We start from the raw sequence: 25,254 nt of genomic DNA on the forward strand, positions 1-25,254 counted from the left end.
AAAGTCCAATTATTTTTTGATTCTATCACCCTGGCCTTTTCCACCTACTGTAGCAAAAATATATTTTAGGTAATCAGATACTGTTAAGTTCCGCAGCATTTCTGCATCTTTTTCAGCTAATTCAACAGGTGTTGACATATCAATTTCATTAATTTGAGCTAAACCAGTAATCCCAGGAAGAAAATTGTAAACTCCTCTTTTATCTCTTTCTTCTATTAGATCAGTTTGATTAAAAAGATTCGGTCTTGGACCAACCAGACTCATATCTCCAATTAAAACATTAATAAGCTGAGGAAGCTCGTCTAATTTTGACTTACGTAAAAATCCTCCAAATTTCGTCACAGAAGAATTACTTGAAAGATGCGTGGCTACTGACTTTGTATTGACATGCATCGTTCGAAATTTCATCAACTTAAATGGCTTTTTTTGTTTTCCCACTCTTTCCTGAAAGAAAATAGGTGATCCGGTATCAAATAGACCAATTATGTACAATATTATTCCTATTGGCCATAAAAAAAGAATTCCAAAAAAAGAGAATAAGAAATCGAGTATACGTATCATTATGAAATGTTTAGTAGTTTGAGGTTATATTTTAGATGTTAAAACTTTGTACAGTTTTAATTAATCCTTCCTGTACTGATACAGGTAAAGATTCTATTTTTAATTCATTTTTTATTTTCTGATTTGAAACTATATAAGATTCAGTCAGTTTCTTTAATCTCTCCGAGTTTAGTGGTAAATGTAATTTATCACCTAACTTTGCAACCTTCTCGATCATAGTCTTTGATATGTTCCAAAGTTTCGCTTTTTTACCGACTGCATGATTAATTGTTTTAATGAGCTCATTCGTTGATATAGCACTATCATCTGCAAAATTATAAATACCTGAGGATAAATTTTCATTAATTAACATCTGACCTATCAGGAAATTTAAATTATCAATGCTTAGAAATGATCTTTTATTTTCAAAAGCAGTTAATGGCCAGGGTAATCCTTTTTTAACAATCTTATAAAGTAAATTTAAATTCCCCTTATTTCCCGGACCATGAATCATGCATGGACGAATCACATATACTTTTTTGTTTGCAGGCAATGATTGATTAAGAATATATTCTTCAGCTTCTCTCTTGGACTTACCATAAGGTGTATAAGGATCAGCATCCACTTCTTCTGTCAGAATATGCTCTACTCTATCTGCAGCAGCTTTTACTGAGCTAAAATAAAAAAACTGATTAATTTCTGAGTTTAAGAATTCATTAAATAACTCAATCGTGAGGTCTCTATTTATTTTATAATATTCATTATCATCAGAAGTGTTGGATGTGTCGTGTGCTTTACCTGCCAAATGGATAACTGCATCAGCATTTGCTGGAAAATCACTCTTCCAATCTTCATTTCTAAGAGATAAGGAAATAATTTGATTGTCTTTCTGTCTTAAATATTCTGTAAGATTTTTACCTACAAATCCAGATGCTCCGGTGATAATTACATTCATAAATTAAATTTTAAATCTGAAAAAACAGGCTATAACTTCCTTTTAATAATATTTTCTAAATTTGAAATACAGGTAGACATTCTAAAATTATTTTCATAATATTTTCTGCTATTCTCTCCTAGCTGATTAAGCACATCTGTAGATAGGTCTGAAGCTTTAAGGATTGTATTTGCCAGTGACTTATAATCACCCGCAGAAACTGTAAAACCACAATCTGCCTCTAAAACATTATCTGCTCCTTCTCCGTTCAGCATTGCAATGATTGGTTTTGAAGCACTCATATAAGCTTGTAGCTTTGCAGGTACGGTAAGATTAAAAATAGGATCATCTTTTAAAGTTACAAGCATAACATCAGCCTTATCAAAAAAACTGGACATTGCTTCCACAGGATATCTTCCCATAGTAAATACGGTTTCCTGCAACTGATGTTCTTCGATAAATTCTTTAACATACGGCATCTTCCTGCCATCTCCAACTAAAATAAATTTGATTCCTTTGTTTTCTTTAAGCTCCAAAGCAGCCTGCATTATATTCTCTAAATCCTGAGCTTCACCAATATTCCCGGCAAACATCACTTTGAATCCTTCAGGTAGTTTTGGAATAGAAAAATCTTTATTTCCTTCAGATATGGTATCTTCCGCCCAGTTTGGAAAATAAACAATCTTATCATCAAAATTTCCTTTTTGATTGATTGATTTTCTAAACCCTTTAGAAGTAATCAAAATTTTTTCTGAATTTGTATAGAACTTTTTTATAACCCTTTCATAATATCCCAGAATCCATTTATTTTTCACACCTCCTGCAATAGATAAACTTTCGGGCCATAAATCCATTACCCAAAAATAAACTGGTGTTTTCCATATTTTATTCATTAAGAGAGCTGGATAATATTGCGTTATTGGGGAAGGTTCATGTACGATGACAGCATCAAATTTAGTATTAAAGCCCATAAAAAAAGCTTTAATGGATGCAAAGAATGCAAAGCTATAATAATTTATAAATAAACGTATACCTCCTCCTTTACCCCTTGGAAGAAGCAACGACCTTATTACTTTTACCCCATTTACAACCTGCTTTCTATTTTTGAAAATACTATATCCATCATAAATTTTGCCTTCGGGATAATTAGGAAGACCTGTCAGTACTGTCACATCATAACCCCTCTTCTGTAGTTCAAAAGCAAGATCATTACTTTTGAAATTTTCCGGATAAAAATACTGTGTTATTACAAGAACATTCATATATCTATTGTTCGCTCCAGACCACTCTTTTAATATAATCGGTATAAGAAATGATGATTCTTACGACTTTTTCGGATACGTTTGGCATAGAATAATCTGCAACCTGTCTGAAGTTCCGTTCATCTCCAATCTTCTGTCGCTGAACCTGCACCAATCCTTGTAGAATACGTTCCGGTGATAAACCTACCATCATTACACTAGATTCTTCCATTGCCTCTGGTCTCTCATGAGCCTGGCGTATATTAAGAGCTCTAAAGTTAAGTATAGAGGATTCTTCAGAAATAGTTCCTGAATCTGATAATACTGCATAAGAGCGTTTCTGAAGCGCATTATAATCATGGAATCCTAAAGGTTTAAGAAATTGGATTTCAGGACGTACCTCCACTCTCATTTTATCGATCATATTTCTTGTTCTTGGATGCGTGGAAACAATAATAGGATATTGATATTTCTCTGCTATAGCATTTAGAGAATCTATTAAACCTCTAAAGTTTTTTTCTGAATTAATATTTTCTTCTCGATGAGAAGATACTACGAAAAACTTCCCTTCTTCTAAGTTTAGTTTCTTGAGTACATCAGATGCATTAATTTCTGGTAAGTAATGGTTCAGAACCTCAAACATCGGCGAACCTGTTTTGATAATTCTGTCAGCGGGTAATCCTTCACGAAGTAAATATTCTCTTGCGATATCCGAATACGTAAGATTTACATCTGCAGTATGATCTACAATTTTACGGTTGGTTTCTTCCGGTACTCTTTGATCAAAACATCGGTTACCTGCTTCCATATGGAAAATAGGAATATGTCTCTTTTTTGCAGGAATTGCACATAAACAAGAATTGGTATCTCCAAGAACCAAAAATGCCTCTGGATTTAATTCTTCCAATAGCGGATCTATTTTTATTAAGATATTTCCTATCGTCTCTGTAGCAGTTTTTCCAGCTGCCTCCAGAAAATAATCAGGCTTTCTAAGTCCCAGATCATCAAAAAAGATCTGATTAAGTTCATAGTCATAGTTTTGACCTGTATGAACAATGATATGTTCTATGGCTTCAGATGCATCCAAAGCGGATAATACTCTTGACAATCTAATAATCTCCGGTCGTGTTCCGACAACCGTCATTACTTTTAACTTTTTCATTAATTAATATTTTAAACTTCTACAAAATAAGTATCTGCATCTTCAGGATTATATGCTTCATTAATCCAAAAAATAGTATATAATTCTTCCTCTCCTATATTCTTAATATTATGAGTATACCAGATCGGCATATCTACATAAGAAGGTTCTGTCCCGTCCAGATAAAAATCAAGAACTTCATCAGAATCAATTTTTCTCAGTTGGATTAATGCTTTTCCTTTAATAACAGCGAAACGTTCTATTTTTCTTGTATGAAAATGATTCCCTCTTGTTATGTTCGGAACTGTAGTTGAAAATGAACATTGTCCACCAATACCTAAACGGATGATTTCAACGAAAGCACCCCGTGGATCTGTATGTTGAGTAAATTTAACGGGATAATGATTCTTATGATCTATATAAGAACGGTAGGTATTAAATAAATTATGTTCAAAAGAATCGTTAATAGCCGGGATCTCACCATTATCAAAATATTTGGTTTTGAATTGGTTTAATAATGACAAAACTTCAGAAACTTTCTTACAGGCTGTAGGCTCAACAAATAACTCATTCTTACTTTCTTCCGAACGAATCTCACTAATAATTCGATCTACCAATTCTTGCACATAAATTAGCTTTACTTCACCATCATTGGCAATACTTGGAGTTTCGCCATGCGTTAACTGATAACAAAATGTAGCGACAAAAGAATTATAGAAAGGCTTACCAAACGCTCCAAAAACATTCGGAATAATTAAACCCGTAACTTTCCCACCATTTTCACTGGCCCACTTAACTATTATTTCACGCCCCTCACGTTTTGACCTTCCATATAAATTATCCCTTTCTTCCTGGGTTGAAGATGAAATCATGACGTGCGCTTTGGAGACTGTGCGTTTTAAAGACTCAACTAAATTCTGAGCTAAAGCTACATTAGTTTCATAAATAAACTGCTCGCTCTCATGACGATTCATGGCTGCCAAATGGACAATAACATCACATTTTGAAACAAATTCATCTAATTGCTGTTGATTGTCGAAAAACTCTTTCTTAAATTCAACATGTTCAAATTCTTCTGGAAATAAGCCCAGTGTATTATATAAATGACGGCCAACAAATCCATTTTGGCCGGTTATTCCTATTTTTTTCATTTAATTGTTTTTAAAACAAATATTTGATTATACTTTAAAGAGTGGTTACAAATCATTTTTTTGCGTAAAATAATTTAACTCAAACCGATATTCATCATCTATTTCTCCCAGTCCATAATCAGCTAAAACAAGTAATTTACTTCCTTCTTCAAGACTTTTTATCGCGGTTAGGCAACCACCTCTTACATGGAGGTAAGTTAAAGTTTCTGAAGAAAGTATATATTTATTTATCGTTAAATCTTTTGAAGGGTTCTTAAAATTATCCACTTCTATGACGTCTATTTCAAAGCTTCCATTGATACATGCAAACCAACGTGTTTCTATTTTATGTCCCTGCCAACCTCTTATAAATTCAGTTGAGTGATTCTCTATTGTGTAAATACGTTTAATTATAGAAGCATCAAACTCATTATTATAAGTTATAACACCCCTTAAGTCTTCATGCCTGTTTCCTTTTAATATCACCAGTTTATAGTTTGAATAATTATCTAAGAACAATTTCCTTATCAGATATTACTAAGAATATTGCATTACATCCTCACCAAACACCTCTTTTCGTATTAGTGGCAGAGTTGATATTAACTGCTTTAGACCTTCTACACCTTGTTGTTCCGTATTATGTGAATGATAATCTTCTATTTTTGAGATATCTTCTTCTCCTTCAGAAAAGTATTTAGCGTAGTTCAAATCACGGTTATCAGCAGGGATACGATAAAAATCACCCATATCTTCTGCTTTTATCATTTCCTCGCGCGTACAAAGTGTTTCATATAATTTTTCGCCATGACGAGTTCCGATAATCTTAACAGGGACCTTTTTACCAGTCAATTCAATTAAAGCTTGAGCTAAATCTCCAATGCTTCCTGCAGGAGCTTTATTTACAAATAAGTCTCCAGGATTTCCGTTTTCAAAAGCAAACAGAACTAAGTCTACTGCATCTTCTAAAGACATAAAAAAGCGAGACATATTAGGATCCGTAATCGTAATAGGTTCTCCTTTTTGAATCTGATTTAAAAATAGCGGGATAACAGATCCTCTGGAAGCCATTACATTTCCATAACGGGTCAAACAAACTGTTGTGTCTTTTAAATTACGGGCTTCTGCTACTGCTACCTTTTCCATCATTGCTTTGGAAATCCCCATAGCATTGATAGGATAAGCAGCTTTATCTGTTGATAAACAAATTACCTTTAAAACTTTATTTGCTGCAGCAGCAAGAATGACATTTTGTGTCCCTTCCACATTTGTTTTTACAGCCTGCATAGGAAAAAATTCGCACGAAGGAACCTGTTTTAGGGCAGCTGCATGGAAAATATAATCTACCCCTCTTGTCGCTGGTTCAACCGAATTATAATCTCTTACGTCGCCTATATAGTATTTAATTTTTTCATTTTTATACAGGTTACGCATATCATCCTGTTTTTTCTCATCACGAGAAAAAATGCGTATTTCTTTAAAGTGGTCGGTTTGTAAAAATCTGTTTAGTACAGCTGTTCCGAATGAACCAGTGCCTCCTGTTATTAGGAGTGTTTTATCTTTTATTTGCATATTAAAATTTCTAAAATAAAATTGGCAGGCCCAAAGTTAATAACTTTTATATTATGCCAATTAAAATAGGTTTTTGTTTTTAAAGTTATTTAAGTGAGTGAGGTCATTTAAAATTTATTATTCTTACAAAATTACTTTAGAGCAATGATCATAAAAACAACATAGTTATAAGGTTTCCAGGTGAATATCATTATATCGAAAATAATTGAGCGGTCTCAAAAGATATTTTTATTAGTAAAATATTCTCATTAAACTTTTGTTTTAAATTTGCATAATATACCGTTAACTTTCTGTTGATAGTAATTTTGGGGAAAATCCAATTGGTCTAAAAAAGATTTGAATCGGGCCATTGTTCAAAAACTAATCCAAAATTGAAACGATATTATAATACAGATACTCAGTATTATTTTACATATTTCTTTATACTTTGAAAATATTCATTGAACATTTGATACTGGTAATCCTTAGTATTATTTACTTTTGAATATTCCATTTTTACTGCTTTTAGTTTGTTTATATTTCTATAAGAATAACCTTCAGAATGCCACCAAAAAACACCTTTAGCTTTTTGATTTTTATATGATGTTTCGCTTATAAGCTCTACTACTTGTGCGAAATATTCTACTGGAATCAAACTGAAATTTGCGCCTTCATCTTTTGATGTTGTTCTATTCCAAATAAAAGGATAAACTGGCTTATTATATTGATCTCCATATTGTAAAGCTTGAATCAATTTATTCTTTATATAATTTTGATTCCCTCTATTATGTAATAAACCTGGATTGTAAACATAAAGTGATGGTGCCAGAAAATCTACTTCTTTAATAAGAGGAATTAAATTATCATTTTGTGATTTAAATGTTTGAATGGTTCCTGAATAATTTAAATAATTCAAGTGATAAAATCCCCACTTTACATTTGGCCTAAGCTTTTTAGCAAATCTTATGGCTTTCAGAAATTCTCCTTTGTAATAATCAACCATTCCTGGATCCTTCTGCTGTTGAAATGATTTTAGAGCTTTTCCTTCCCAATCTAAAACGGCAAACCCTGTTGAATTTACATCAGGAAATTTAGTCTCGATTTGGTTTCTAAGCATTTCCTCATTAAATTTTTCATCTTTGACAAAAAATTGCTGATAAAAAATCATATAGGTTTTTAAATTATTATCCTTAGAAAATTTCAATTGACTATCTGAATCCGGCTCGACCAAGAATAACAAATCTAAATTTTTCGCTTGTTTAACATCTAGGTTATTTTTCTGATTAGGTAAAAAAACACTAAATAATAAATTAAAGATCAATAAAAACATACATAAAAAACGCATAATTCAAATTTTTATTCATTAATATAATTCAATCTTCTATTTTTAACTAAACTAGAGAGGTTCTGGTAAATACTATAATTTGGTGATAACCAGAATATCTTAAATTATTATTGTTAAAGGAATAAATAATCCCTAAGTTGAGAACAGAATACGTATAATCACCCCTATCTCAAAACTTTATATTATCAACATTCAGAACTAATTAATTGTTTTTAATTCATATTATTCGTGTAAAAAAGGAACTTTAAAACAGAAACATAACTTTATTTAGTAATAAATATAGTTTCTTATGAATTAATTAAAAGTTCTCACAATTTGCATGCCAAATAAATTAAAAAACTGAACTACTATGGACTTAAAGTTCGCGTTCGAATGTTCCTATCTTATAATAAAATTATCTTTCTTTATAATTCTTAGGGACTTAAATCACTTATTCTATATTAACAAAACTATAGATTATTTACAAAGATCTTCAAATCCAAATACAGAAACCTTCGAGTTAAGCATTTTTTCATGTTTCTCTATATCTTGGGAATTTTGAAACCTATTTTTTATTTTTTTAGCAGGAATTCCTGCATAAATTGAATATGGCTCTACATCCTTTGTTACAATTGAGCCTAATGCGATAATGGCTCCATCTCCGATTGTGACACCTGCAATGATTTTGGAATATGCACCAATCCAAACATCTTTTCCAATTTTGGTTTCACCTAAAAAATCACGTCCAGTAAAAATACAGGGAACTCCAGGCATATTATATTTATGATCACCTCCTAGAATTGAAACATCATGGGCAATCATGGTATAATCACCAATTGTTACTTTTGGATAAATTATACAATTTGGGCCAATGTATGACCATTTCCCAGCTTGTAAATCTTTTGACACATTTGATTTACCACCAAAATAAAATGTTGAATCTAAATTTTTATATCCCAAAAAATTTCTATAAACAAACGTTTTCATCTCTCTGAAAACCTTTCTAATTCTTTGTTTAATTTTCATAAACCACACTTTTTATTTTAGAAACCTGAAATTCAGGATTAAATTTTTCATCAATTACTTGATAGCAATTTTTTCGAATCTCCTCTCTCGATACGTCTTTTTGAAACCACTGATAAATTTTATCCGTCAATGAATTAACGTTTTCATGTTCGAAAAAATCACCTGTCTTACCAATTTCTAAAGCTTCAAATTCAGGCATTTGTAATGCAAAATTATTGTGTGTTATTACTGGAGTTCCATACATTAAAGTATGCATTGCCGTAAGTCCAACATTGCCAGGGGATACACAAAGATCAGCGTTAAAAATATAATTTGCAATTGCATTTTCATCATACAACTGCCCTACGAACCAAACACAATCTTTAAGATCATACTCTGAAACTTTAGAATTTAGAAATTCTCGTTCCTCACCATCTCCGATTATAACTAAATTTAATGGAATATTCTGGTCTTTTAATTTCTTTTGAGCTTCTAAGATGTAATGTAGTTTTTTTACTTTAGTAAGCCTGCCAATGAAAATAAGTATAGGTGCTTTATTTCCAAAATGATTCAAATATACATCTGACTTTATCAATTTCTTCCTAATGACAATTTGCTCTTCATAATTTAAAGAATTATAAATAACATGTAATTTAGATGAACTAAAGCCTTCTTTTATCATCAATTTTTTGGCATATTCTCCATATAGAAAAATTCCGGTTCCCATTGAAAAGAATATTTTTTTAATAATTTTAATTATAAATGATTCTTTTCCATACCAGCCATGAGTCCATAAATACACCTTTTTAGATGAAAATATAGAAAGAAATAAGATGAGCCATGTTGATAGGCAATAGTACTCACCTAAAATAATATAATTGCTGTAATTCTTAAAAAATAAAGAAATAGCGCCTGATTGCCAGTAAAAATTAGAAAATAACGGAACATTTTTTAATTCTCCTTTAAATCCATGTAATTCATTATAATCTAATTTTTTTACATCCCCCATTTTGTCTCCAAAATAAAAGTCACAATCTAAATGCTTATCCATTAATTTAAATACACCCAATCTATAGTGCTGAGCATAGTTATAAATCAAGCAAATTTTTTTTCTTTGATCAATCATATTTTATAAGGAATTACACCAAAACGATTGGTAATTGAATAGTAAATAAAATAAACCAAACAATATGAAAAACAAACTATTAATACTTCTAATTTTTTTCTCTTTGGAATATTAAATATGAAGTTTGACATAATTATCACTTCAAAAATAGTTAAATAATAAGTAAATCTAGAAACCTGTGGAACGGCTAAAAACAAGTTCAATACAATAATTCCTACCCAAAAAAGTTTCATCTGGATCACATTGTTATACAGGTTGTATTTTTTTGTATAAAAATAAATATACATAAACAAAAGCGTTTTAGGCACGATGAAGATATAGTTTGCAATTCTATTAAAAGCACTACCAGCATTATAATCTTCATAATTGGCATATTTTTCAAATGGCAATAATGCTAAATAAGATTTTGCCAAATCTAAAACTCCTGAAAATCCAATAAAAAATGTTATAACTAAGATCGCAGAATACCAGAAATAAGAAAGGTTAATTCTTTTTAAAACAAATATAATGGGAATCAAAGCTAGAATTGAATAATGAAACAATGCACCTAAACCAATATAAAAAAAGAACTTAAGCTGTTTCCCTTTCACTAAAAAGTGAATGGATAACATAAATAACGATACTGCAATAGCTTGTCTAACAATACTGAATGAAAAGAAATAATAAAAAAGAAAAATATAAAACAAAAATGTTAATAAAGGTGACTTAGTTTCTTTTCTAAAAACATAATTTAGAGGAAGAAGAGTTAAAACACTTGATACAAATAATATAATTCTAAATTCTTGAAAATATTCTTTTACAAATACATTTAAGTAAAGCCAGCCTATTTCAATTTTTTTTATTAATTGAGGAATTTTATGTAAATCGATTTCATACTTGTAGTTTAATAAATAATTATTGGTATCAATTCCGACAGTATATGCCCTAAATGTCGCAATTATTATTAAAAAAAATACAACAATAATTGTATTCTTAATCCTTAAACCAAGAAAAAATAATACAATTAGTATAATCATTAAATAAATTTCCATTTACTTTTCTATTAATTCAAAAATTTTATTTTCAATCAATGTTTTTTGCTCTAAGGTGACTTCTTTTATTAATTGTTTTAATTCTTGTTCTTTTAAAATCAATGCTTCTATTGCCTCTTTAGTTAGTTCACTGACTAAGAAATCATTTAAATCCACTCCATCAAAAATATCAATTATCTTCTGAGTTTTTAAATCATTATTCAATAGCCCAATTGGAATTACATTATATACCATTCCTAATAGCAAAACATGTAACCTGTTACTAAGTGTAAAAGAGAATTTATTGTAGAAAGACAAACTGTCCCATTGTAAACAATCCTTGTGAAAACTTACATTTTGATTATTTTTGAAATGGGTAAATAATTCATTATTGTATTCAAAATCGTGATTAACTTGATAAAAGAAGGTTACTTTTTTATCCGTATTATCTAAAATATTTTGGATTGCATCTACTATTTTCCGATGATAATTTTCATCATTTAATCTTCGAAAAGAAACACCAATTTCATTAGATTCAGATTCAACAATATCTTTTGGAGAATATCCAAAACACATATCTGGGATATAATCAATATTTTTGAATCCTAGTCCTTTTAATGCATTTACATTAGTATAACTTCTACAAAGTATTTTTTCGGTATTTTTAGAAAAAAAGTTCACCGACCTTTTGTCTAGTTCATTTTTGTAATGAACGTCATTGCCTACCAAGTAAGATTTTACACCTTTAGATTTAAATATCTTAAAAATTACTCCGATCAGCATATTCTTCAGAAACACTTTCTTGTTCCCTGCACTTCCAAAAGGACCAGGGCTTTTAAAAATATGTGTAATCCCCAAATTTGAAAAATATAACGGAACTACACTCTTTCCTTTAAAACTTTTATTGGTAATTTCTGATAATTCTTTTACGTTTTGGGTATCTTTTAAAAGCTCTTTTTTAAATCGTTCCGGCACATTTCTGGTATCTAGGTAAACCTGTCCAAATCTGGAAATCTGATCAATCAAGCACTTATTAATCAGTAAATCACCTACATTATCATATTGTGTAGCAACTATGTATACTATTTTATTTTTCATTTAAAAAAATTCAGATTTTAAATCATTTACAAAATTTTCATAATTGACTTGGGCATTAAAATTCAAACTCCAGAATTTTTTTACTTCTTCTCTACTTAAATTTTCGCCCAATATCTGATTTATTGCCAAATTTACATCTGAAATGAGTGGATCCGCATTTAATAGCTTTCCTGTTTCTTTCTGAACAATTTCTCCACTTCCCCCAACATTGGTAGCAATTACCGGTATACCAAAAGATTGTGCTTCCATAATAGAAACTGGAATGCCTTCAGAACTACTTAGGTTGATGAAGATGGAAACTGGATTTTCTTCGTAATACTTATAAATTTGGGTATTCGGAACACCTCCGTTCAATTGAACTTTTAGATTGGATAATTCTGGAATACTATTTTTTATATTTACTCTTTCTTTACCATCTCCAAAATGAGTCCAGGTAATCTTTTTTTCAGGGTTTAATTTTGCAAACTCTATAATAGAATCGGCAATTAATTGAACTCTTTTCATAGGATCAATCCTGGAAACAGAAACGATACTTACTTCATTTTCTAAGTTTTGGGGTGCTATTTTCCCCTTATCGAAAACACCGAGTTTTGAAACTTTTATTTTGTTGTTAACTTTATATTTCCCTTCTAAGTAGTCTTTACCATTTTCTGAAATCGAATACAATCTATCTATTTTCTCTAAAACATCTTTTCTAAAAGGCCAAAATGCCGGAGTCGAGGGAATTCCTTCATAAATATCATATCTATGTGCCCTGGAAATTAGTTTAAATTTCTTTGTCTTTTTAAGATCTATAAATGCTTTAGTTGCTTCTGTAAACCAATAAGTATATAATAAATCTGAATCAGAAAATTTATAATTTTTGAAATACGATTTGTAAGCAATTACACTAGAGGAAAATTGAAATATATGTTTAAGTGAACCTACTGAATTGATTTTCGATTTATATTTCCATAAAGCATTCCAAAAAAAAGAACTGACAGCAGTTTGTAGAATTCTCTTATTTTTATTCTGAAAGTGCTTAGAAAAATCTTTTTCAATTTTTACGTTTGCAGGAACCTGTCTAATCTCATCACTAATTTCAGTTGGAAAAATCACCACTTCATCAAATGCTTCAGCCAGAATATTGATTTCTGCCTCTAAAAATGCTTCAGTTTTAAAATAAGGAAACCTTCGGGTAAATAAAATTACTTTTCTAGCCTTCATACCTGAATTAGTTTTTAGCGATAAAACCCTCACATTTAGCCATCAAATCATTGGCAAAAGGAATATGAAGGGACTTATTAACAGGAAGATTATTAAACCCAATTTTACCATCAAAATCAAAATTCCTTGTGATTTTACCATCAAGTGAGATATCTACTCTATTGAAGAAGTCTATTAATCCATCAAAACGGCTATTGAATCTATTTCCAAATCCTTCAAAACCTCCATTTAAAAATACAACGGGAGTCCCCATTGCTAAACATGGAAGTGCACAATGAATTCTTGAAGTGACTACTAACTTTGCCTTACTTAATCTCTTTAGATACTCATCGGCAATCTTGAAGTTATTTTCTATTGTAGTTTCAGGAATGACTTGTGTAATGAATTTTGCTTTTTTTAATATGTCATCAGAAAATTGAGTTTTAAACACTTTCTTTTTTAGCATAAATTCAAAAAACCTTCTTCTTTTAATTCTACTCAATAATTTAATTCTTGAGTTTAGCATTTCTTTAAGAGAAAAGTAATGAAAAAGAGGATCAATGAATAAAATTTCATCTGAAATTTCTTCTGGTTTTCTTATATAGGTTCTGCCTAAAGTAAGTGTCAAACAACCCGAATAATAAGCATCTACACCATGATCGCTTAACAATTTAGCGGTAGCTTTATCTCTACAACCAATTGGTTGATGTTTTTTAAAATAATTAATACTTTTTTCTTCCGTCATTCCTTCATAAACTGAAGAATTGATATGCATTGAAACAAATAACGGATTTATTTTCTCAGAAGGGGGCCAATTTTTAGGATTGTGCATATACCAACCGTTCATGATCATTTTGATATCATCACCCTCATAAGTATTTAATTCTTCTCTATCTCTGTAAATATCTACCTGGGGTAAATATTGCTTTGCGGCAAGTGCTTGTACATAGTCTCCAACATTTGTTTGTTTCCTTGAACAACCCATTAAGCCATACTTTTTGATTTCTTCCATTTTGAAATAACTTTTGATTTTAATGATATAATATATTTGTAATTAAATATGGTAAATACTATTAATGATATTAACACTGATAAAGGGAAAATCCATTTGTTTTCCACATACAGTAAACTTGTAAGTACTATAAAAATTATAGTTAAAATTATAGTGTTTATAATTGGGAATTTAATTTTTAAAAAATGTTGTACATGAATTCCTCTGAAAATTAAAAGGACAAGATAACCAAGCATAATGGATAAACTAATCCCATACAATCCCATATACTGAACAAAAAAGAATGAGGTCGAAATTGTAATAACTCCACCTAAAATTGAAGAATATAAAATCCCTTTGGTTTGCTTAGCTCTTAAATAAGCGGCTCCATAAAAAGCAGAAATAGCTTGTAGAAAAACAGCAAATAATAAAATCGGAATATATTTCCACGATTCATAATATCCTTTACCTATAAATTGCATCATAAATTTTGAACAACTTACCAGAATGATGATGACTCCCATAACTAAGTTCACATATCCAGAAAGAATATTTGTAAATTGAGTTTCCGCTTCTTCTTGGTTTGAGGTTTTTATTACTTTTTCCTGCCAAGCCAATGTAAATACGTTTGTGATAACTAAAACTATAGTTGGGATTTTATATGAGATTGCAAACAACCCATTATATTCTTTACCTAGATATCCTAAAATTACATATCTTGTAGAAGCCGAAATCAGCCACCAGCTCAATGTATTTGGTAACAAAGGCAATGAATATTCACATAATTCCTTGATTAATTTGGAATCAATTTTCTTTGCTCTCAGATATTTCCACCAATCATTTTTGATAAACAGCCAGATAATTACCCCACTAAGGGCAATTATATTTGCTAGCAATACACCATCTACTGAGCTCTTAAAAAAATATAAGGCAATTCCTGTATTGAAGACAAAAAACAATGAATATACAACACTAGTAGAAGCATATAATCTGTTTTTCCCAATACCTCTAGTTCCTTGTTGAAGTGTTGGAAAAATCATCATTAGTACTGAAAATATATAGAGATACAGTTGATGATTCCAATCTATAAAAAAGCTTAAAATCCAATAAAGAACAGTATAAATGGCTATATTTCTAAAAAGTAAGCCAAAGACATTTTCAAAGATTTCGTCTTTCTTTTCAGACTGGTTCTTATCTAGCAGCCATCTTAGTAAAGAGGAGTCAATTTGCAAACTTATACAGGGTACCAAAAATGAAATGGACGTTAAAATCAAATCATACTCTCCAACTTCTTCTTTAGTTAGAAAATATGTCATAAAAAAAACTAATACAAATGATAGAACTTTTGAACTGAAGTTCCCAATCATATAAATAATCGTTAGGTAGGCAAGGCTACTGTTCTTGTTTTTTTCCAAAATAATATTTCAACTTGTTCAGTTCACTTCTTTAAAAATGTATGTTATGCGTTAAAATTCTTAATAATTTACAATTCAATATGTAATATAATTGTTTCTTTTACCAAAAAATTAAGGTAACATTAAGATTTTTCAACCCATTTTTGTCTCCACAATATTTGTTATTGCAGTAGTAATTCAGATCTATAAAAAATTCCAATCATCTATGATAGCTTCACCTTAGGTAATATTTTGTTTCTGAATTTACTTGAATTCTTCTATAAACAAATTAAGTATCCCTTAGCCCTAGTATCTTTACCCATGAGCTGTATTTTACATGTTGGTTTGTTCTGTTAATCATTTCCAAATAGATCTCTTGTGTATACTTTATCTTTAACATCAGATAATTCAGGAGCGTTACGATTAGAAATAATGATATCACATTCTTTTTTAAACTGCTCTAAATCACTTACTACTTTAGATCCAAAAAAATGATCTTCTTTCAAAACTGGTTCATATACTTCTACTTCAATTCCTTTTGCTTTAATTCGTTTCATCACTCCTTGTATGGCAGATGCTCTGAAATTATCTGAACCAGACTTCATAATTAAACGATACACACCAACTTTAGTAGGTTTTTTAGCTATAATAGAATCGGCAATAAAATCTTTTCGTGTTCTATTAGCATCTACGATTGCCTGAATAATATTATTTGGAACAGCATCGTAGTTAGCCAAAAGCTGTTTAGTATCTTTAGGAAGACAATATCCTCCATATCCAAACGAAGGATTGTTATAGTGTGAACCTATTCGGGGGTCAAGACCTATTCCTTCTATAATCTGACGACTGTCCAGGTGATACATCTGAGCATAACTGTCCAATTCATTAAAGTATGCCACACGCAAAGCAAGATATGTGTTGGAAAATAACTTTATTGCCTCTGCTTCAGTAGAGTCTGTAAATAAAGTAGGAATTTCTTTCTTTATTGCTCCTTCTTTTAGAAGGTCTGCAAATACTTTTGCTCTTTCACTTTGTTCACCAATGATAATACGGGATGGATATAAATTGTCATATAAAGCTTTACCCTCCCTTAAAAATTCTGGAGAAAATATAATATTCTGGAATTCCAATTTATTTTTTAAATCTTCTGTAAACCCTACAGGTACCGTCGATTTTATGATAACAACAGCATTGGGGCTGTATTCTTTCACATCGAGTATCACTGTCTCTACACTACTCGTATTAAAATAATTAGTTTTAGGATCATAATCCGTAGGAGTGGATACAATAACATAATCTGCATCCTGATAAGCTTCTTTTTTATCTAAAGTCGCTTTAAAATCAAGATCCTTATTTGTTAAAAAATCAATAATTTCTTTATCTTCAATCGGAGATTTTCTATTATTTAATATTTCAATTTTTTCAGGCATAATATCCAAAGCAAGTACTTCATTATGCTGAGCCAATAATATTGCATTTGATAAACCTACATATCCTGTTCCTACTACCGTAATTTTCATTAATTTCTTTTTGTATTTACTTGTTTAATTCAAACTATTATTGTTCAAAAAATATTTGTTATAATCTTTTATCGGCAAAGGTTTTAGACAAAATACCTTTTACATCATATACCACTCCATTTTCTTTAAGGTTAAGGGTAAGATTGAGATTAAGAAATTCTGTATGAGCTACAGTTAAGATGATAGCATCAAACTTGTCTCTAAGAGCAGCAATTACACTATTAGCTTCATGCTTACCATTATCAGATATATTGTTGCCAATAGGGGTTTCTATTCTGGTCACAATGCCTGGATTAAGTCCAGAATAACATACAATTCCGTACTCTTTCATCACTTCTTCAGGATTTGCCCATGGATCGTAAGTGGTAACCTCCACTCCATACTCCTCCAAATTTGTAATTACATCAATAGCTTTAGAGTTCCTTATATCTGGACAATTTTCTTTGAATGTAATTCCCAGATTCAATACTTTAGCTCCTTTAACCATAATATTCTTCTGGATCATGAGTTTAATTACTTGAGAAGCTACAAAAGCCCCCATAGAATCATTCAGCCTTCTTGCACTTAGAATTAATTCAGAATAATATCCAATTTCCTGTGCTTTCTGAGCCAAATAAAAAGGATCTACTCCAATACAATGTCCACCTACCAATCCTGGTTTAAAAGGAAGAAAGTTCCATTTTGTCCCAGCAGCTTCCAATACATCATGTGTATCAATATTCATTAATGAAAAAATCTTTGCCAATTCATTCACGAATGCGATATTCACATCACGTTGTGAATTTTCAATCACTTTAGATGCTTCCGCCACTTTAATGGTAGGTGCCAGATGTGTTCCTGCCGTAATGATCGATTTGTATAAATCATCTACCACTTTTCCTATTTCAGGAGTAGAACCCGAGGTTACTTTTAAGATTTTATCAACTGTATGTTCTTTATCTCCTGGGTTAATTCTTTCTGGAGAATATCCGGCAAAAAAATCTTCATTAAACTTTAAGCCTGATACTTTCTCCAAGACCGGTACACATTCTTCTTCAGTTACACCTGGATATACTGTGGATTCATAAATTACTATATCTCCCCTATTAAGTACTTTCCCAACCATTTCTGAAGCCTTATATAATGGTGTCAGATCAGGATGATTATGCTTATTCACTGGTGTAGGCACTGTAATAATATATACATTAGCATCTTTAAGATCATCTAAATCTGAAGAGCAATACAATCCAGTCCGTAAATTTTCTGAGTAATCAACTTGTCTAAAAAGATTAGTTTCAGCTAAAACAGATTTCAAAATATCATTATCAACCTCCAATGTATGATCAACACCTTGATTTAATTCTACAATTCTTTCCTTATTGATATCAAAACCTAACACCGGATATTTTGTAGCAAATAAGCGCGCTAAAGGTAAACCTACGTAACCTAGTCCTATTATACCGATCTTAGTGTGTTTATTCATTGTAGTATATTTTATCTCCTTAATGATTATTGATTCCTTTAAATTTATTTATCTAATAAATTATTTCCTAAATATCCTTCGCCACCAAACTTCTTTTTTATCACTGTTGTAGCCATATCCATATCCATAATTATATCCATAACCATAGCCACCTACATTTTTAGCAACATCATTAATAACAAAAGATACATTCTTCAACTTTGAATCATTAACCAAATTATTAGCAAAATCAATCAAAATATTTTTTGATACTCCAGATCTCACAACATATAAAGTAGCATCTGCAATATCTGTGAAATTAAGGGTATCTGAAACCAACATAAGTGGTGCAGAGTCAATTACAATATAAGCATACTGTGAAGCCAGATCCTTTATAAGCTTTTGATATCTTCCATTAGAAAGAAGCTCCTGAGGATTTGGAGGGATACTTCCTGCATAGATAACATCACAAAATGGATTTGTGTCTGAAGTATGTATTAGTTCATCAACATTTACCGTTTCATCATATAAATACTCTGTAAGACCTTTTCTTTTAATTGGTTCACTATCATAACGCTGAATCTGAGGATTTCGAATATCTGAACCAACTAAAAGTGAGCGACCATTTTTATTTGCAAGAGTAAGAGCCAGGTTAACCGAAGTTAATGTTTTTCCTTCTCCTTTTATCGAAGATGTAACCATAATAATCCTTGCTGAATCCTTAACAGGCAATACAAATTTAAGATTAGATATCAATACCCTAAATGCTTCTGCTAACTCTGAAAAATCATTTTTCTGCACCAGGTGGATCTCATTATCTTTCAATGATGGTATCTCCGCCAGAACACCTAGAGAAGAACGTTCTGTAATGTCAGCTCTGCTATATATTTTATCATCCCATAAAAAGAATACATATAATAATCCAAACGGGAGTAATCCACCTAATAAAATTGCTCCTAAAAGAATTATAATTTTTTTAGGTGATACAGCAATATCCTGAGTAAAAGCAGGATTAACTATTTTAGCTTTTGGTAAATTAATTGATAAATTAATTGCATTTTCCTCTCTTTTCTGTAGCAAAAAGAGAAAAAGCTGCTCTTTAAGTGTTTGTTGTCTCTCTATACCACGATACACTTTTGATTGGCCAGGTACTTTCTCAATGAGTCCGTTATTTACTGAAATTTGTCCATTCAATTGATTAATAGAAGCTTGTACTGTTTCTTTTTGTTGACGAATATTATCACGAACAATTTCTTTCAATGCCAAAATCTCCTTATTCATTTCTACCACTGCTGGGTTTTCATTTGTGGCCTGTTTTAATGTTTTATTTCTACTGATAAGCAAAGTATTATATTGAGAAATAGTTTGCTCCAATGATGGATTAAGGCCTAAATTGGAAGGCATAAGTTGGTTTCCTCCTTTTGAAGCTTCTTCAGCCAAAGAATTTAATAAATCCAATTGGGTCTGTTGTAGAAGGAGAGATTTTGTATTTTCACTCGTATTTTGAAGTGCCAGCTGAGCCTGTGCTTCCAAATCAACGATACGATTGCGGTTCTGAAAATCTTCTTTTTGGCTTTCTACACCGGAAAGATCACGGGTTATTACCTCAAGTCTTTTATCGATGAACTCCTGGGTATTTTGGGCTTGTAAGTTCTTATCTCTTAGCCCATCCAGATTATACTGCCTTGTAACTTCATTAAGAATAGCTTCTGACTTCTCCGGAACAGCACCAATAATACTTATATCCATCAGTAATGCTTTTTCGTCGGGCAAGTCTACTGTTATATTCTTTTCAAGTTTTTTCAATCTTTCCAACGGATTCCAAAAAACGATTTTATATTTGGTATTCGAAGGTAACTGAGCATTCTTTTGTAGAATCACTGTTCCAAAATCAAGCTTTAGAGGTTTATTAAATACTCCTTTTACTTCACCTTTTTTCTCTTCCCATAAAGTGAATTGAATTCCATCAATTTTTGTCACCAAATATTCAGAGGAAATAAAATTCTTATCATAATCAGAACTTATGACTTTAGCTATGATAGGTACATTTGTGAAAAGTTCTGAATCTTTAATTTCTCCTTTACTAAAATATTGTACATTAAGATTTAGATTCTTCACGACCTTCATAAGAATCGGTCTTGAATTAACAACTGCAGCTTCACTTTTCAATTCATCAGCATTACCCAGGCCTAAACCGAGGTTATCTAAATCTGCCAGTGCACCAGTAATATCCGTTTGTTTTTTATCAAATTTAAGAGTTGTAATGGATTGATATTGAGGTACTGCATATCTTAAATACATAAAGCCTCCAATTAAAAAGATTAGGATAGATATGACAAACCATGGCCATTTATGCAAATACTTCCCAATAATTTTTCTCAAATCTAATATTTCTTCCTTTTCCTGAAATTCTGTCTGCTGCATACTGTGATTTATCGTGTTAAAGAAATGATAAGAGTTGCTACCCCCAACGCTGAAGCGAGAATCTGAAAAGTAAGGGCTCTGTTCGGATTAGAATTAGCTTGTACCTGCTTATTTTTGTCAGGTTGTATATATAAAACATCATTTTGTTTCATGTAATAATAAGGTGAATTAACGATATCTGACCTCGACATATCTAAGTTTACAACCTGATCAATACCATCATCTCCGGTACGAATCAGTTTTACTTTTGTACGATCCCCAAAATCGGTCATATCCCCAGCAAGACTAAGTGCTTGAAAAATATTGAGCTTCTGCGTACTGCTTTCCTTTTGACCTGGAGCTTTAACTTCTCCTAAAACACTTACATTAAAATTCTTTAAAGTAATAGTAACCAAAGGATCTGTAAGATATCTCTTTAATCGGGATTCAAGATCATTTTTTAATTGTACTTGTGTCATACCTTTAGTATATACATTCCCCAATACAGGAAAGTTAATATTCCCATCTTCGTTCACCATATATTCACTTGGTTGTACAAATTGGTTAACTCCATTAGGAGCTTCACTTCCCACACGATTTGCAGTATTAAGGTTAAAGGGTTTTACAGCCGTCTCATCAAGTGCAGAAACCAGTATTAAGAGAACATCCCCTTGTTGGATATGTAACCCCTCAAATTTAGCCTTGGCAATTTCCTCCTCCATATTCTGCTGCGACATATATACCATATTCTGTTTTGGTTTGCACGATGCCAAAACCACCAACAGTATTACAAGGTATGTAATAATTTTTTTATTCATAATGTTATTTAAGTCTACTGTAAGTAGGTTCTCAATATGTTATAAAAATATTATGATTGAATAAACTACTTTTTCTATTAAACTGTGATATAGTATCCACCAAAATGGTGATGTTTTTATTTATCTAAAATAATTTCTAGTTTTTAATTAAAGCCAATATTCCCACAGTAATTGAAGCGATTACAGAGGCTACTGAAATATAAAGTCCTGTATTTGGATCCACTCTTGCAGCCTTCTCTCTATTTGAATTCGGCTGAACATAAACAACATCATTTTGCTTAAGATAGTAATAAGGAGAATTGATGAAATTAGCGCTTGTAAGATCTACTCTTTCCTTGTTAATTTGTCCATCATTATTCCGAACAATTAAAATATTGTTTCTAACTCCATAAGGTGTAAGATCTCCTGCCAGACCTAATGCACTTAACAATGTAGTATTTCCATCAGGTATCACATAAGTTCCCGGTTTTGTAACTTCTCCCAAAACAGAAACTTTAAAATTAATAAGTCTAATATCAACTATAGGATTTTTCACATAATCTTTAATAAGATTACTTAATTTCATCCTTAATGTTTCGATATTTTCATTTTTAGTACTTACCTGTCCGATTTGAGGAAAAATAATATCCCCATTAGTATCTATAGTATAAGTTGGTCCTGATACAGGAACTTGCTGTGCAAGATTATTAGAACTTGGTATTGAATATTGTGAAACCGTAGTCCCTGAAGAATAATTTTGATTAAAAGGTTTTACAACATCCAGATCCTTTGCGGTAACAGTTATAATCAACTGGTCTCCAGGTTGGAAATCAACCCTGCTATTTTTTATTGAATTTTCCAGCACAATACCATCAATATCTTTCATATAATTAATGTCTTGTTTAGCTGCACAAGAAAATATCACCAAACTCACAGCTCCATAAATAAAATATTTCAAACTCATTCTTTATAATTTTTCCACAAAAATAGGATAATTAATTTTTAAGCAAAATTTGCTATGATTTCTTATTACAAATAATATATTATATTGAGCTGTTAACCTCAGGTTCTTTATCCAAAATCTCAAATTCCGAATTATTACTTATAAATTCAGGAACAATCGTTTTAAGTATCCTAACCACCTGTAACTTATCTCTTTTTACAGCAGCCAGAATAATCTGTTTACTTAAGACATCTACTTCATCAAATTCCATTAAAGGATCTCTTGAAATTAAAATTTTCTCGTGGTGGGTAGGAATTGTAACTGTATTATTGCTTAAAAGCTCTTCATATAGTTTTTCACCAGGTCTCAATCCAATAAACGTAATTTTAATATCTACATCAGGAGTATAGCCTGATAATCTTATCATTCTTTTTGCTAAATCTAAGATCTTAACGGGTTCACCCATATCGAATACATAGATTTCTCCACCATTCCCCATTGTTCCAGCTTGAAGTACTAACTCGCAAGCTTCTGGAATTGTCATAAAATATCGAATGATATCAGGATGTGTAATAGTTACAGGACCTCCTTTTTCAATTTGCTTTCTAAAGTGTGGAATTACTGAACCATTGGATCCCAATACATTTCCAAAACGAGTTGTAATAAATTTTGTAGTATTTCCAGGTGAGTTTTGTAGAGATTGCACAAATAATTCCGCAGCTCTTTTTGAAGCACCCATTACATTAGTTGGGTTTACCGCCTTATCTGTAGAAACCATTACAAAACGATTTACTTTATATTTTTTGGATAGTAAGGATAGGTTCTTAGTTCCTAGAATATTCACAAAAATAGCTTCATGAGGATTTTCTTCTATTAGTGGCACATGTTTATATGCCGCTGCATGATAAACCATAGAAAACTGATAATCTTCAAATACTTTTTCTAATCTGTAACTATTAGATATATCAGCCAATACAAACTTAAACCTTTGATCTGGGAATTTTTCCAAAAGTTCCAATTCCAGTTCATATAAGGGTGATTCAGCTTGATCCAGCACAACAATCAATGAAGGATTAAACTGTGCTACCTGTCTTACGATTTCGCTACCAATAGAACCCGCTCCTCCAGTTACCAATACATTTTTTTCAAAATGTCTTTTTGTAACATCCTCACTTTCTATTTTAATAGGTTTACGATTTAGTAAATCTTCAATCTGAAGTTGACTAATACCACCCACTAAGTCACTATCTCGCATTTTGCTAAGCGTAGGTGCTTTTAGTACTTTAAGTCCATTATCTAAAGCCAGTGTCATCCATTCTTCAATCTCCTGCTTTGTCATGATCTCTTTAATCAGTAAGACAGCATCAAATTGTTTTATAAGCTTTTCACTAGTAAAGAACTGACTTTTATTATATATCTTATATCCTAATAACAAGGCTCGATTGGAATCAGATCTTCCCGTAAGAAATCCTTGTAGTCGATATGGATAATTTGGATTATGCATAATTGCTCGTGCTAAAGCTACAGAAGCTTCACCAACACCAACAACAGCTATTCTAACTTTAGAAGATGCCCCCTTAATATCAATAAGAATATTAAAGAACTGTTTTGTTACCATTCTAAAAAAGAACATTATAGAAACCGAGATAAGGAAATACAAAAACAGATTAGGATATAAAAATAATGATCTCCCCACTCCTAATTGCCACAAATAGTTAATCACTAAAAGAGAAACCAGTGTACTTCCTGAAGATAAAATAATTTTAAAGAAATCGAAAAAAGTGGAGTGCCTGATAATCCCAGCGTACGTTTTAAAAACATACATAAATAAAATATTCGTTCCGATCAGTAAAAACCTTTTTTGAACTGTATATTCCGGAAAATTAACCTTCACATCCAAATTTCTTAAGAAAAGGCGTGAAAGCAGTATGGAAATCAAAACAATCAGGATATCAATAAGAATAACCAACCACCTCGGTATATATCTCAATTTGGTGATTTTCACAATGTTATCGCCATTGTAAAGAGCATTAAAAGCGTCATGCAACTTTTTCATTCAACATTAAGTGATTTTATTAGCTTGGCAAAGGTAATAGATAATATTCATAATTCTAAACACAATAATTAAATTCTTTTTTTTTCATCATCTATTCCTATTAAAACATCTTCTTTCTAATATTATTACATATAATAGTAATATTATATATAATCCACATTTTTTTAGTCTAATTTGTATTTTATTTTTATTCTTTTCCAGATACAAATCCCAAAATACAAATATTGCAAACCACATGCATTTTTCGTGCCACTTATGGTATCTTCTCTTTAAAAATTTAATTTTTTTTTAATAAAATCATGTAAGATATTACATATAAAAGGCTTATAATTTCAACCCCAATTATTTAATCTAAAAACGCAGTAAGTAATATAGTCATCTTTATTATATAAATAGTATATTTAAAATTCTAGCAAAACTATTTTTT

The 25,254-nt window shown here is 30.9% G+C and carries 21 protein-coding genes; all 21 read right to left on the reverse strand.

Annotation, left to right across the window (positions count from 1 at the left end; genetic code table 11):
* Positions 1-9: 9 nt before the first annotated feature.
* A complete protein-coding gene (locus J7E44_RS19435) occupies positions 10-561 on the reverse strand; it encodes a sugar transferase (RefSeq protein WP_214832686.1) in 552 nt (183 codons plus the stop codon).
* 31 nt (positions 562-592) lie between these two features.
* Positions 593-1,495 (reverse strand): NAD-dependent epimerase/dehydratase family protein, encoded by a 903-nt coding sequence (locus J7E44_RS19440; RefSeq protein WP_214832688.1) that lies wholly within the window; start codon positions 1,493-1,495, stop codon positions 593-595.
* A 29-nt stretch (positions 1,496-1,524) separates the two neighbouring features.
* Positions 1,525-2,736 (reverse strand): glycosyltransferase family 4 protein, encoded by a 1,212-nt coding sequence (locus J7E44_RS19445; RefSeq protein ID WP_214832690.1) that lies wholly within the window; start codon positions 2,734-2,736, stop codon positions 1,525-1,527.
* Between the two features lie 4 nt (positions 2,737-2,740).
* On the reverse strand, positions 2,741-3,877 hold the full coding sequence (gene wecB, locus J7E44_RS19450) for a non-hydrolyzing UDP-N-acetylglucosamine 2-epimerase (RefSeq protein WP_214832692.1): 1,137 nt from the start codon (positions 3,875-3,877) through the stop codon (positions 2,741-2,743).
* Between the two features lie 11 nt (positions 3,878-3,888).
* Entirely contained in the window at positions 3,889-5,007 is a 1,119-nt protein-coding gene (locus J7E44_RS19455; protein ID WP_214832694.1) for a polysaccharide biosynthesis C-terminal domain-containing protein, read from the reverse strand.
* Between the two features lie 45 nt (positions 5,008-5,052).
* Entirely contained in the window at positions 5,053-5,472 is a 420-nt protein-coding gene (locus J7E44_RS19460; protein ID WP_261511152.1) for a WxcM-like domain-containing protein, read from the reverse strand.
* Between the two features lie 51 nt (positions 5,473-5,523).
* Positions 5,524-6,555, reverse strand: a complete 1,032-nt coding sequence (locus tag J7E44_RS19465) for a polysaccharide biosynthesis protein (RefSeq protein ID WP_214832696.1) — start codon at positions 6,553-6,555, stop codon at positions 5,524-5,526.
* 403 nt (positions 6,556-6,958) lie between these two features.
* Complete coding sequence (locus J7E44_RS19470) at positions 6,959-7,879, reverse strand: hyaluronidase (RefSeq protein WP_214832698.1); 921 nt, start codon at positions 7,877-7,879, stop codon at positions 6,959-6,961.
* A 456-nt stretch (positions 7,880-8,335) separates the two neighbouring features.
* Positions 8,336-8,884: an acyltransferase gene (locus J7E44_RS19475; RefSeq protein ID WP_251040629.1), complete on the reverse strand. Its 549-nt coding sequence runs from the start codon at positions 8,882-8,884 to the stop codon at positions 8,336-8,338.
* Complete coding sequence (locus tag J7E44_RS19480) at positions 8,874-9,989, reverse strand: glycosyltransferase (RefSeq protein WP_214832700.1); 1,116 nt, start codon at positions 9,987-9,989, stop codon at positions 8,874-8,876. The genes J7E44_RS19475 and J7E44_RS19480 overlap by 11 nt, the downstream gene beginning before the upstream one ends.
* Positions 9,986-11,020, reverse strand: coding sequence for an EpsG family protein (locus J7E44_RS19485; protein ID WP_214832702.1), 1,035 nt, complete (start codon positions 11,018-11,020; stop codon positions 9,986-9,988). The genes J7E44_RS19480 and J7E44_RS19485 overlap by 4 nt, the downstream gene beginning before the upstream one ends.
* Positions 11,021-12,097, reverse strand: a complete 1,077-nt coding sequence (locus J7E44_RS19490) for a polysaccharide pyruvyl transferase family protein (RefSeq protein ID WP_214832704.1) — start codon at positions 12,095-12,097, stop codon at positions 11,021-11,023.
* Positions 12,098-13,303 carry a glycosyltransferase gene (locus J7E44_RS19495; protein WP_214832706.1) on the reverse strand — a complete coding sequence of 402 codons (1,206 nt, stop codon included), beginning with the start codon at positions 13,301-13,303 and terminating at the stop codon, positions 12,098-12,100.
* Between the two features lie 7 nt (positions 13,304-13,310).
* Entirely contained in the window at positions 13,311-14,294 is a 984-nt protein-coding gene (locus J7E44_RS19500) for a polysaccharide pyruvyl transferase family protein (protein ID WP_214832708.1), read from the reverse strand.
* A complete protein-coding gene (locus J7E44_RS19505; RefSeq protein ID WP_214832710.1) occupies positions 14,267-15,688 on the reverse strand; it encodes a lipopolysaccharide biosynthesis protein in 1,422 nt (473 codons plus the stop codon). The genes J7E44_RS19500 and J7E44_RS19505 overlap by 28 nt, the downstream gene beginning before the upstream one ends.
* A 332-nt stretch (positions 15,689-16,020) precedes the next feature.
* A complete protein-coding gene (locus J7E44_RS19510) occupies positions 16,021-17,187 on the reverse strand; it encodes a nucleotide sugar dehydrogenase (protein WP_214832711.1) in 1,167 nt (388 codons plus the stop codon).
* Between the two features lie 58 nt (positions 17,188-17,245).
* Positions 17,246-18,649, reverse strand: a complete 1,404-nt coding sequence (locus tag J7E44_RS19515; RefSeq protein WP_214832713.1) for a nucleotide sugar dehydrogenase — start codon at positions 18,647-18,649, stop codon at positions 17,246-17,248.
* Between the two features lie 60 nt (positions 18,650-18,709).
* Positions 18,710-21,052 carry a GumC family protein gene (locus J7E44_RS19520; RefSeq protein WP_214832716.1) on the reverse strand — a complete coding sequence of 781 codons (2,343 nt, stop codon included), beginning with the start codon at positions 21,050-21,052 and terminating at the stop codon, positions 18,710-18,712.
* An 8-nt stretch (positions 21,053-21,060) separates the two neighbouring features.
* Positions 21,061-21,849, reverse strand: a complete 789-nt coding sequence (locus tag J7E44_RS19525) for a polysaccharide biosynthesis/export family protein (RefSeq protein ID WP_214832718.1) — start codon at positions 21,847-21,849, stop codon at positions 21,061-21,063.
* A gap of 136 nt (positions 21,850-21,985) precedes the next feature.
* Complete coding sequence (locus tag J7E44_RS19530) at positions 21,986-22,792, reverse strand: polysaccharide biosynthesis/export family protein (RefSeq protein ID WP_214832720.1); 807 nt, start codon at positions 22,790-22,792, stop codon at positions 21,986-21,988.
* 79 nt (positions 22,793-22,871) lie between these two features.
* A complete protein-coding gene (locus J7E44_RS19535) occupies positions 22,872-24,827 on the reverse strand; it encodes a polysaccharide biosynthesis protein (RefSeq protein WP_214832722.1) in 1,956 nt (651 codons plus the stop codon).
* Between the last annotated feature and the right edge of the window lie 427 nt (positions 24,828-25,254).

This window comes from Chryseobacterium sp. ISL-6, from assembly GCF_018613715.1.
Lineage (GTDB): Bacteria > Bacteroidota > Bacteroidia > Flavobacteriales > Weeksellaceae > Chryseobacterium > Chryseobacterium paludis.